Raw genomic sequence first — 13172 nt, forward strand, 5'->3', positions numbered from 1 at the left:
TTTATTTACCTGTCGGAGTGTTTTTTAAACTTAAAGGTTTCATTGGTATATTGTTTATCGTTTGATAAATAATAAATTCATTTGGTCTATTACTGTTGCCAATATAAATAGGTTCAATTTTTATCTGAACACTTTCGCCTAACTCTAAATGACTTTTCCAATTACTTTCTAATTGATACCATCGTCCACCATTTCTATTTAAAGTAGAATTCATGGGTACAATGTTAACTTTTTCACCCATTCCTCTAAACATAGACGATATAAGATGTCCACCGTCATCGTTAGCAAGCTTATCAGTTCCTCCCGCTTTTCTTTGCTCGTTCAAATTACGGTGAGGATCAGCCCATGCTGTATCTAGTTTTAAATCTGCTTCAACTGAATGAACTCGTGAGTATGCATCAGTTTGATATTTGTAACCATCTGTTGTGTAGTAAGTTTGATTTGGTTGTGGTTTTTTGCCTTCAGGATTCCATGACTTCCCCTTTTCACCTGGCGTAAGTGTTTTTGAGCCATCTTCATTTAAAGTGACATCAGGTTTCTTACTATCTATAATTTGAACTTTAGGATTTTTTACACCTGTTATTTTTACCTCAACAAACTTGGGAGCATTCGGATTGGTAACTAGGTCTGGATTAGCAATGGTTGCTTTCCTTTCCATAAAAGTATTGCCCTTAGAATCAATACCAGTTTTATAGTCTGAAAAAGTAACATCATGACCATCAATTTTCTTAGTTTCAGGGTTTTCTCCTACATCTAAGAAGCAATTTTTATTATGAACCCAAACCCCATCAAGACCACCAATACCTTTGACAAAGAAAGTATGGTCAGTATTAACTTCCAAATTGTAACTATTTAATGGCATTTTAACAGTATACACTTCTGAAATAACTTGCCACTCACCATTTGAGCCAAGAACCTTATAACCTTTCTTCAAATCACCTGCATTAATCCAATAGGCATTTTTAATATCGCCATGATACTCTTTGCCTATAGACGGCTTTGCAGGATCAATATCATTACCGTAGCTTGAAAAATAAGGATGTAAGCTGTCTGATACGATTTGTTGACTATTTCCACGACTATCAGTGATAGTAACATAAGTCGTATCTGGATCGATGCTGTTCATGGTATGAAGAACTTTTTGATATCCCATGAATCCAGTCTTTTCATTTTTTGCCCAAACCATATCACCGATTTGGATTTCATTGATAGATTTATAACCGTTAATTGTCCGAACTTCCATATCACCACGGAAGGAGCAATTGACTTCTTTAACATTAATCTCATTATTATGAATTTTATTATTGTTATTCTTTGACGATATTTGAGAAGTAGCCGTTGTTTTAGCCGTTGTTTTAGCCGTTGTTTTAGCCGTTGTTTTAGCTGTTGTTTTAGCCGTTGTTTTAGCTGTTGTTTTAGCCGTTGTTTTAGCTGTTGTTTTAGCTGTTGTTTTAGCTGTTGTTTTAGCCGTTGTTTTAGCCGTTGTTTTAGCTACTGATGTCGTTGTTCCACCTTTCCCACCCAGAAGAATACCCCCTGAAACTCTAGCTAAATTTTCATAAGCCTCATCTTTACCATCCCGTAAATCTTTATTGAACTGGATTGCGTCCTGTTTAGTTTTACCACTTTTTACATTATTTACAGCGGTTTTCACTCCAGAAACTATTTGATTAGCCTTTTCCTCATTATCTCTCTGACCATCTTTACAATAGCTTCCTCCTGTTAAACAATGAATGCCTGTTGCTAAAGTATTTGCAGCAGTATCCGCAGTCCAGAAAACACCATTTATAGCATCTCCTCCTGCCTTAATACTACCTCTAACCCCTGGATTACCATATTGATTTGCAAAATTTTCTACTTTTTGTGTTATTTTAGAGGAGTAATCCTTATAAAACTGAGTATTATCCTCCACCGCCACCTTTGCCATTTCCCCAGCACTCACCGCACTAGCCACATCGCCAGTCGTAGCCCCTACCCCAATCCCTGCAAGGCTTACAATACTAGTCACCGTCTGCTTCTGCTCAGCCAAAAGCTCGCTTGGCTTATCCACCCCAAACAGATACTTTGACACTGCCTCAGCACTCGCCTCAGCCCCTATTGCCGACAATGCCCCTGTGGTAACATCATTCCCCGTCGCTGCACTCACTGCTGCCGCTAAAACACCATGAGCGAGAATATGAGGAGCTGACCCCTCGCCATTTCTATCACCGCCATCAAGACCATTTAGGGCATCATTTTTTTTAAAATACTGTCCAATCTGATACGACACTTCAGGAGCAACCGCCCTTGCCACATAGCCTGTTGCCCCATTGCTATTTGGAGCAAAGATAGCACTCGTGATACCATCAAATATCACCATGTCATGTTGCTGTTTATCGGCTTTGGCAATTAAGTTCTTGTACTCTTGGCTGTTTTTATCAGCAATTTTCTCCGCCTTATCCCGCAGTTCTTGTTCTTTTTGAGCCATCTCACCCCGATACTCACGACGTTTGGTATCAAACGCCTGCGTAATCTGAGTTTGATTGTTAAGTTCAGCATTTAACTGACCTGCATTAAACGTATTTCTTAACGGCTCATTGAGTATGCCTACAGTCTTATTCGTCACCTGCGACTGCCCTGCCATCCCTGTCACCGCCCCATACGTGGTACTGGTATCACTATCCCCCACCTTACCATAACCAATACCGCTGATAGACGGCGAAGCTAACCCTGTTTTGTTGGCATTTAACCCTGCACTGATACCGCCACTTATCGATTGACCGTGATAATGAATGTGGTTTTGTATATCACCGACTTCTAACCCACCTTTAAACTGAGTCTGATTCGCTTCAGGGGTGGCAGTGGTAAAATATGCCCCATTAAAAGAGCTTTTACCATCAACCACCATATCAGAAGATTGGTACTGTAGCCCTGTCTGCTCAGTCACTTGGGCTAAGTCCATGGAGAGATTGGATTTACCGCCATTGATACTCACATTTTGTGGGATGCCTTGCATAGACACGTCGGCACTAAAGCCTACATTTTTTTGTTTACCGTCATATTTAGCGGTATCTTGACGACTGGTCGCAATAATCCCGCCACCGATGTGACCTGTGGCATAATCACCTTTCACCACCGCACCATCAAGCACCAAGTTACCACCGATGTTTTGATAGGTTGTACCACCGACATTGATATGAGAGTTGGCATTGGTGGTGGTTTCGCCATTGCCATAACCTTTTGCCATATTGGCATTGGCAGTAATACCTGCTCCATTTTGCGTGCTGGCATACACCCCAATGCCAAAGCCATTAGATTTATTACTGGTACGGTCATAGCCTGTACTGGATGCGGCTTGGTAAATCACATCACCTTCAACGTTATTATACAAGTCTCCCACTAAGTTGATGTCACTGCCTGTCACAGTAAAGTCACTGTCTTTACCTTTGCCTGCAATGTTTAACACTAAGTTATTGGCATCAATGCTTGATGCCTCATTTTTACCTGATAGGCTATCTTGCACGCTTTTGTTGGATTGACTGCCAAGTGTGGCTTGAATGCGAGTATTGCCTACCCCAGCTAATCCTTCTTTGCTTAACTCACTTTTTTGTAAGCTATCAACAGCACCTTGTACGCCTTTATCTAAGGTACGCAGCTTACTAAAGCCTGCAATACCCGCCATGACTTTCATTTTCTCACTGTTGGTGGTTTCACCCGCTTTCAGTAGACTATTAATGCTTTGAGCCTGATCGATTAAGCTATTAGACACACTCACGGTTAATCCGCTGGTTTTTTGGCTTTGGATATTGTGTGTTTGCGTTGTGGCAGTAGTATTACTCACGTTTGCCGATTTGGCATTAATCACCACCGTGCCATAATTGAGATCATGCACATTGTTCGTGGTTTGGTTTTTGGCATAGACTTTACTGCCAGTTTGCTGATAATGCTCACCTGCCGTGATAATGGTGTTACCATTTTTAGTTCCGACAATGCTACCAGTATGTGACACACTGTCCGTGCTGTTTTGATTTTGGGTTCTTTGTGTGCCAATGGTGAAGCTGGCACCCCCATTGCCAAATAGCCCAGATTTTTTCTCGCCATGACTGCTACTTTGATGTTCAGTGTTAGTCGCTGCATCAATGGTGACGTTTTTTCCACCCTTGATATAGGTGCCTTGCTGACTGATTGCATCGGTTGCCGTTAAATGCACGTTGTTTTTGGCATCAATGATGACACGGTTACCATTAATACTGCCTTTGATGGCTAAATCATTGTTATAACTGTAGTTGTCTTGGTTGGTTTTCTTACTTAACCAGTTTCTTTGGGTGGAGCGACTAGCAGTTTCTACGTTATTGGTTTCTCGACCTTCTTTAAAGCTGATATCCCCATTGTCCGCTTTAAGATAGGTTGTCCCATCTTCACTGTGAATGGTCGCTGCCGTACCAGTAATGTTGCCGTTTTTTGAGCGGATGATGGTGTCACCTTTACTTACCACCACACTGCCAACATCTTCAGTATGCCCAGCTTTGATATAGTTGTTGTTATCATGAATGGCGTTGGTTTGATAACCAGTGTTGACGGCATTAAAGGCGATATTGCCACTGCTAATCAGTTGGGTGCTACCACCATGGTTAATCAGCTGACTGGCATTGAAGCTCGTGTTACCTGCCACATCAATGGCTAACGTGGTCAGTGGGTTGCCTTCATTATCCACTTGACCTTTTAAGCCATCTCCCACGTAGATGCTGGCAATTTGGTCAAGCCCAGTACGCCAAGTATTACTTTTGTTTTTTGAGCTTTCTGTGTGATATGTCGTTGAGGTGTTGTTTAAATTACCGCCCACACTCATTGACATAGCACTGTTAGCTTTGATGGTACCACCAATGTTGTTGGTGTCTTTTTTACTATTGATTTGGATAAAGTTACCTTGAATGACACCGCCAGCATTGTTATTGACATTGTTGGCACTCACACGCAAGGCATGATGTCCCACAATGTTACCTGAATTGCTTAAATCCCCTGTGAGTTGTAGGTCAGTGTTGTAACCCGCTACTAAACTGCCATCCCCTTTGATGTCACCAACATTGGAGCGTACATAGACTTTAGGGACGAGGGCTTTTTGGGTTTGTCCATTAGGTAATGTCATGTCTTGTTCAACCAGCCAGACAATATCGGTGGTGAGCTGTGCCACCTGAGAAGCGGTCAGGGCAATACCTGGGCGTAGGTTTAACGCATTGGCACTGGTAATCCCATTGTCCATCAAGGCTTGGTACATGGCATCGTCACTGCGGTAGTCACCTAAGAAGCGTTTACCAGTGAGCACCATGATTTGATCACGAATCATGTGTTGTTCATAGTAGCCATCTCCCAGGCGTTTGTGCATATTGTCCTGATTGAGCCCCAAGCGTTTCATCATGTAGTCGGATGATAACCAGTTTTTATAACCGGCAAACGCAGGGTCAGTGACGATTAGATAGCCGTTGGGGTTGTTGGGGTCGATTTTGTAGAGAGCACTGTTGGGTAAGCTGACAGCGGCCCCTTGGGTGCGAATTTCTTGAGCTTTTTGGGTATTGATGCTTTGGTTTAGTTGGTTGATAAGGTCACTTAAGGTGGCGATATCAACTTTTTGTCCTCCTTGTTGGGCAACCACTAAGTCAGCTAGCTGTTTTTGTTGCTCAGCGGTTAGGTTGACTGGGTTGGTTTTAGTGAAGTCCTGTAAGGCTTTGATGGCGTCTTGGACCCTAGCAAGGCTTGCACGGTCAACTTGTGTGCCGTTATTGGCTGTTTTGACGACTGTTAGGAGCGTTTGTAAATTGCCAATCGCTTGGTTGACAGCTGCCACTTGTTTGGTATCAATTTGAGCTTGATTGGCTTGATTTTGATTGGCAACTGTGACCGCGGTGACATACACGCCACTAACTGGATTATTAATGTTGAGAATTTTTAAATCATAAGGAGTACCTGTTGTTTTAGGATTCAGCGGTTGAGCCATATCTAATGGGGTTGAATTAGTATTTGTACCCCATTTTCCTTTGTAACACCAATTCCCTATACTCCTCCGACAGGTTTCATAAGGGCTATAATGGGTACCATTAAAATTCTCGTAACTGTATTTGGGAGTGATAGTTGTGGCTTCAGCATCCACATTGCCTGCTTGACCATTTACTTTAATGGTACCGCCAGCAATAATTTGGCTTTTATTGGTGTTAAATTTACCCAAGTCAAATACCATGTTACTACCCGAAACAATTCGACTCGGGTCACTAGTCACGGTGTCTTGCCCACTTAATAGCTCTGTATATTTGTAGCCATAATAATTATCATATAGCTCACCCGTTTTTAGAATTTTTAATCTATGGCGTCCGTCATTGTTATCTTCAGACGTAATTTCAACTACTTTTTCATTATAAATTGGATTACTACCATCACCTGAAATGCTATACTCAACTATCGGATTATTTTCAAGGACCTTTAACGCTGTTTTAAAATCCGCATTGATATTATTGAGTGTTTCAGTGGCAATCTGCATCGCACCCAATGACTCAATGGTTGCCCCACGGTTGGTCACGGTGGTGGCTTTGCCAGTGGCATGATTCTCGCTGTCTAAATCACCCCCAATGTGCAACTCACCATTACTTAAAATCTGAGCTTGACCATTAAAATCACTGTTAAATTTACCACGACGTGCCGTATTTGGGTTATTGTTTAAGGTTTTTACCCCAATGTCCAAGCGTTCACGAGCGGCAATTACTGGGGCAGAATTAAGCGTATTGCCTGGGGTGTTATTAAGCGTATCGGCTTTAATCGCTAAATGCGTGCCATAGATACGACCCTCACTTAAATTATTCACCGCATTGCCAGCAGTAATCAAGGTGTCATTACCATTAATTAACCCATGATTGTTGATATCACCAGTGGCGTTTAATAACGTGGAGGCATTACTGACTAATTCACCGGTTTGGGTGTTGTTAATGTCTTTGGCATTGACCGTCAGTTGTTTGTCAGCAGATAACGTACCGTCATTATTTACATTGCCTTGAGTGGTGATGGTTAATTCATTGGCGAGTAATTTATCACCTTTGGCATTGGTATAGTCAACCATTTGGTTAAGTGTCAGGCGATTGCCGCTGATTTCGCCGTTGCTGATAGAACTAGCACTCAAGCTCGTCTCATTAGCTCGAATCACACCGCCAGCATTGGTAATGTTGCCCGTACTGCCTTGAGTGGTAATGGTTTTGGCTTCAATATGTCCGTTAGTGTTAGTTAGGCTTTGTCCCATCGCAACCTGGATGCCTTGATTGGCTAATAGTTGCCCTTGGATGTTATTCAAGGTTTGGGCATGAATCACTAAGTCATTACCTGCCACAATACCTTGATTGAGACTAACTTTGGTTAAATCTTGTTTGGTGTTTTGGTTATCAATACTATTGACGTTTAAAGTCATATTCTTAGTGGCACTGATAAGGCTACCGACTCCCGTGTTGGCTAAACCATTGGCGGTAATCGTGGTACTATCGCCCCACAGTTTACCGCTTTGGTTGTTGAGTGTGGCACTGGTGCCTGTGATGATTAACTGCTGATTACTGCCTATCACTCCTTGTTGATTGTTAATCTCATTGCCTGTGCTGGTGAGCGATAAGGCATCAGTAGCATTGATTAGACCTGATTGGTTGGAGATATCGCTTGCTTGCAATACGGCTTTGCCGTTGGCTAAAATCCCCCGACCTTCGCCTTGGGTGTTTTGGTTATCTAGCAAACCAGTCGTGGTTAAGGTTAGTTGACCATCTTTATCCGCTTGTTGGATACTGCCACCTTGGTTATTTAGGCTTTGAGCAGCTATAGTCACATTATTACCAATGACTTGACCAGCATGGTTGTCCATGACGCCTTGCGTGCTTGAGTTGATATTGGTTTGCGTGCTGATCACACCTTGGTTAGTTAAGGTTTGTTGGGTTAAGTTGATATCTTTGCCCGCTTGAATATTACCGCTCGCTTGGTTAGTCAGTTTTTGGCTGCTTGCGGTAATGGCATCTTGGCTGCTGATGGTAGCATTATTGTTTAAGGTGTCACCGCCGATGTTTAATGCTTGATTGCTATAAATTAAACCAGCATTGGTATTATTGAGGGTGTCTGCGTGGATATCAGCGGTGGTATTGGCTAATAGCTGAGCTTTCGTATCATTATTTAAGGTTCGTGCATTGACGTACAATGCTTGAGCACTTTGGAGTACAGCTTTTTCACCGCTGTTGGCTAGAATGCCAGCGTTTACGGTTAAATCACCTGTGCTGGCAATGACCTGACCTTGGTTATTATTTAAACTGCCTGCGGTGACGGAAAGTTGATCGGCTTGTATACCCCCAATATCATTGTTAAGCGTACCAGACACCGTGGCAGTTAGTTTGCCATTGGATAGCAGTTTGCCCGTTTGGCTATTATCAAGATTTTGGGCAATTAGCGTCGCTGTGCCAGTCCCGGCATGAATGACTTCGCCACCTTGGTTCTGGATATCGCCCGTTGCCATTAAGCTAAGATTGGTGGCATTGCCGCCTAAGTGACCTTGCTGATTGTCAATGGTACCCGTGGTTAATACAAAGTCTTGAGTGCCTGTTTGCTCAAGGGTGCCTCGTTGGTTGGACAGTGATTGCACTTTAAGTTGGTAACTATCGGCTTGCGTTATAGCGGCATTGTGGTTAAGGGCGTTGGCGGTGAAACTGGCTTGTTGGCTAACTTTGTTTTGTGATTGACTTAAATCGATATTACCCAAGGTGTTTAATGACAGATTAACCACTTGATTACGACTGCCGTGGTAGTCGAGTGCTGAACCCGTGACTGTCATACCCCCACTGGCAACATTGTTACCTTGGTTATGCTGTACACCAGTACTGGTGATGGTCAAGTGTTGTGGGGTGGTTGATAAGCTATTATCAGGGCTTAATCCTGCCACCAATCGACTACTTTGGGCTTGATTAAGTTCACCGGTTTGAATTGCTAAACGACCTTGGGCGGCAATCGTTGCTGTGTTGCTCAAATTAGTTTGGTTGTTGATATGCGTATTGGCTAAACTTGAAATGCTGCCACGATTGTTCAAGATTTGACTGTTAAGGTTTAAGTCCCCACGACTGGTTAGCTGAGCTGAGTTGGTGACCGCTTGAGCCGTTAGGACCAAGCTGCCATTATCACTGTAAATAACCCCGTTACCGGTATTGTTTAAATCACCCTTGAGGTTAAGTTGATTGGCTTTTACGGTTCCTGTGGTATTGCTAGCAACCACTTGACCGTCGGTATTGATTAGGGTATGTGCACTAACGGTTAAGCCATCCCCTTGAATTTGTCCTTGGCTATTATCAATATCGCCAGCAATCTGCCAGGTTTGATCGGCTAGGCTTAAGATATTGCCCTTGTCGCTGTTATTTACATTATTTGCGGTTAAACTTAACTGACCATTACCTGCATGTTCAATACGACCCGCTTTATTTTTTAACGTTGGGGTATTGATTATGAAGTTTTGGCTATTGGTGGCAATCTGACCTTGTTGGTTGCTAATACCGCCAGCGAAATTAAAGGTTAAGTCAGCAGTACCACTTTGTCTAATTGAGCCGCGTTGGTTATTTAGCTGGTTGCCTGTTAGTTGCAGGGTTTGACCACTTAGTGTACCGTCTTGGTTATTTAGCGTGCCTTTAGCAACCAGCGTCAACTGATGGATGGCGGTAAGGCTTGCCCCTTTCGTTGATAAATCCCCTTGGCTTGCCATCTCAATATCCGCTGCTTGGGTTTTGCTGCCATTTAAGTCAGTTGGATTGCCTTGTAAGCTAGCTTTGCCGGTCGCAATATGGGTACCACTACTGGTGAGTATACCCACTGCATTCATGGTTAGGTTGGCTGGGGTGGTGCTTAAATTGCCTTGGGTGTCAATGCCTGCGGCTAATATGCCGGTGTTGTTGACGGTTTGGGCGTGAATATTGGTGTTGCCTTGAGCGGCGATTAAACCCGTAGCCGTGTTGGTCAGACTGCCCATGGTAAGCGTATTACCTGTGGTGCCATACAGTTGCCCACTGTTGGTAAGTGTCTGGCTGGTGGTGCTGAGTTTACCACCTGCTACCACACTGCCTTTGTCATTTTTGATATCGGTCGCATGTAAGCTCGCATCACCTTGAGCCATGATATGACCATTTTGGTTGGTCAGGTTGCCTTGGCTATCAAGGTTTAAATTGCCCTCCGCTTGAATCGTGCCTTGGCTGTTGTAAACTTGGGTAGCCGTGATGGTGGCTTGTTTGCCTTGAATACTGCCTTGTTGATTGTTTAATTCACTTGTGCTAAGGCTAATATCGCCTAGGGTGGCTAAGACACCTTGTTGGTTGTTAATTTGCGGGGCGGTGAGGCTAATCCCTTGTTTGGCAACAATTTGCCCTTGTTGGTTGTTAAAACGGGTTAACTGCCAATCGAGTTTGTCAAGTTGGATACGACTGTTGATGTTGTCAATTGCTTGGGTGTTTAATCCATTAACCACAATACTACCTTGGCGTTGATTGGTAACGCTTGGGCTGGTCACTGTCATGGCACCATTGGCAGTGATGACGGCATTATTGCCTTGGTTGACTAAATTGTCCGCTTGGATATTGCCATCGGCGGTTATGGGTGCAAGCACCGGTTGATGGCTGTCCGTTGTCGGTGTGGTAGCGGTTGAGTTTGCCACTTGCTTGGTTGATCCAGTTTGTGCGGTTGATGGGGCAGTGGCTAGGGTTGGGGTAGTCGTCGCTGGGTGCTTGTCGTATAGGCTTTGACCAATGACGGCGTTGTCTTGGTTGGTTAAGTGTTGACTGGTCACATCAAGTTTACCACTGCCGGTTTGTTCAATACGGCCTTGGTTGGCCAGGCTTGGGGTTTTTATATTGACTTGTCCGGCACTGATGAGCCCTGTGTTAGTGATTTGGCTTTGAGTAGTGGCATCGGTTTGGCCATGACTGCTAATGACGCCGCTGTTTTTAAGGGTTGGGCTGTCCAGTTTGACACTATCGGTGCTGCTTGCTAACGGTGCCTTGGTTGTCAATACTACCGGTGTGTTTTAGATTTACCCCTTGTTTGGCGTTCATGGAGCCGGTGTTAATGAGGTTACCTTGGTTGTCTAGCGTGAGTGTGCTACTACTGCTGATGTCACCAGCATTGGTCACCCCCATACCTTTGTCGGTACCAATCAGACGAATTCTGCCAGCATACATGCCGCCTAGGCTTGAGATGTCTAAAGCCACGCCCGTGCTTTGATTGACACCGTTGTGACTAATTTTAGTGGTGGCTGGATTGGTTTCATAGCTAACCGTGTTGTTACCCGTAATGACATCAAGCTGTTTGCTGTAAACTTTAGCGTTAAGGGCAGTGGCTTGGCTAATCAGCTGGGTATAGTCGCTTTGGCTATCATCTAAGCCTTTGCCTTCAACGGTCATCTTACCGCTACCTATTTGAAATCCGGTTAAAGTGTCGTTGTTAAAGGTGGGTTTACCGGTGGTGAGCGTGGTACGAGCAGCGTTGATAAAACCACAGCCTGAGCAGGTGATACCCGCGGGATTGGCAATCACCAGTTCGGCTTTACTACCCGTAATTTCGGTGTAGCCAGCTAACTGGCTTGGATTACTAGAATTGACTTGGTTTAAGATGAGTTTGGCTTCACCTTTGGCAAGCCATGGGTTACCCTCTACCCAACCCGCAGTTTGGGTTTGTACATTGGTACGGCTGTTGTTAATAATAGCCCCATGCCTACCGATATCAAATTGACTAAAGGTGTTTTTAGAAACCCTTGGCTATTTGGGCTTTGAATGTTAATTTGGGCTAAGCCATTGGCAGTGTTTAACACCGTGGCTTGCTCATTTTTAGGAGCACCCTTATCTGCAATGATTTGGGTCTGTATCTCAGCATAGGCAACGTTTGCTACTCCTATGCTGACAAGGACAGCAGCAGTGAGACTAACCCATTTGCTATAGCAATAGTACACGACCTCATTGCTTCCATCTAGTTGGCTGTCAGCTAAAACTACCTTGTTACTATTCGCACCTTGACTACCGGCTTTGCCTTGTGCCACAGTTTTTTCTGAGACAACAACTAATCGACCTAGGTGTTTGTTAAAGATAACACGATACAGACGGCTGTTCATATGGGGTTTCCTAATTTTTATCGGTATTTTAACCCCTATCCGTGTTTTTGTATAGTTTTTTAATAAATTAATAGGGTCTGCTATCGTTAAATTTAAGTTTAGTCTTTGATAAACAGTTGATGGCTTTTTCAATTTATAGTTATTTAAAATAGTAACTGGACAAAAAATAATGATAGAACAATTGGTATGGGTGGAAATAAGTCAAAACAAAAATCAGGCAGACCTAGAAAATCAACAGGGCAAAATCAAACTTACCCAACAAAAGTTTTACCGAATACAACTTGCTCAAGAATATCATGATTCCAACCACAACGCTTAACAATAGACTTAACACTACCCTTGATACCTGAAGACTTAATTAAAGACACCGAAGCCCTTCTAAACAAAGCCATATTCTTAGTAGCTTGTTGTTCACGAATACGACAGCTATCTTCTTTAAAAGTCACATCAAGCACATAATGTAAACTATTTTCAATCGCCCAATGTCGTTTGATAACATAATTAAGCTGTTCTGGATTAATAGATAATGAGCTAATGTAATACGCAGTTTGGGTCGTCTGTTCACCTGTTTTTTTATCATGTCTGATTCTGACAATCTCAATGATACTGTTTAGATAGGCACTGATTGAGTGGAGGGCGGTTAGTTTGTCATCACTGTTTTGGTAGCTTTGTTTTAAGGTTTTGCCATCAATGGCGATGATGGTTAGGTCTTGTTGTTCTCTGATACTGTTTATCCAGTTGATGTAGCTGTTTAGTAATGTTTCAGCTTCAATTAGGCTTATTACTCGTTTTATGGTTGAGGCGGATGGGATGCCGTTGTCGTAGCCCAAAAATTTTTTTAGCCATGTTTGTTTTTGTTTGCCAAATTCGCTAATTTCTTCCCAGCCTTCTGCTCCAGATAATATGCCACATAGTGTTAAAAATAGTATGTCTATTAGTCTGTGTTTGATGTTGATGTCTGTTCCTCGGTCTTCGATCTTCGATGATACTGAAATGTTCTATAAAGCTCATGGGTTCTCCTTTTTAGAAGTATTTTATGAGTTTTTTGTCT

The 13172-nt window shown here is 43.1% G+C and carries 4 protein-coding genes; all 4 read right to left on the bottom strand.

The features are described from left to right. Nucleotide 1 precedes the first annotated feature (1 nt). A complete protein-coding gene (locus tag ACGTJS_RS12920; RefSeq protein WP_410472369.1) occupies nucleotides 2–11026 on the bottom strand; it encodes a DNA/RNA non-specific endonuclease in 11025 nt (3674 codons plus the stop codon). Beyond that, a complete protein-coding gene (locus ACGTJS_RS12925) occupies nucleotides 10989–11735 on the bottom strand; it encodes a filamentous hemagglutinin N-terminal domain-containing protein (protein WP_410473284.1) in 747 nt (248 codons plus the stop codon). The genes ACGTJS_RS12920 and ACGTJS_RS12925 overlap by 38 nt, the downstream gene beginning before the upstream one ends. Next, the gene (locus tag ACGTJS_RS12930) at nucleotides 11666–12121 is read right to left on the bottom strand and encodes an ESPR domain-containing protein (protein ID WP_410472351.1); all 456 of its coding nucleotides are present in this window, start codon (nucleotides 12119–12121) and stop codon (nucleotides 11666–11668) included. The genes ACGTJS_RS12925 and ACGTJS_RS12930 overlap by 70 nt, the downstream gene beginning before the upstream one ends. A 251-nt stretch (nucleotides 12122–12372) precedes the next feature. Then, a complete protein-coding gene (locus tag ACGTJS_RS12935) occupies nucleotides 12373–13116 on the bottom strand; it encodes an ISAs1 family transposase (RefSeq protein ID WP_410473285.1) in 744 nt (247 codons plus the stop codon). Between the last annotated feature and the right edge of the window lie 56 nt (nucleotides 13117–13172).

Origin of the sequence: Faucicola mancuniensis (genome assembly GCF_046523945.1) — a bacterium.
Lineage (GTDB): Bacteria > Pseudomonadota > Gammaproteobacteria > Pseudomonadales > Moraxellaceae > Faucicola > Faucicola mancuniensis.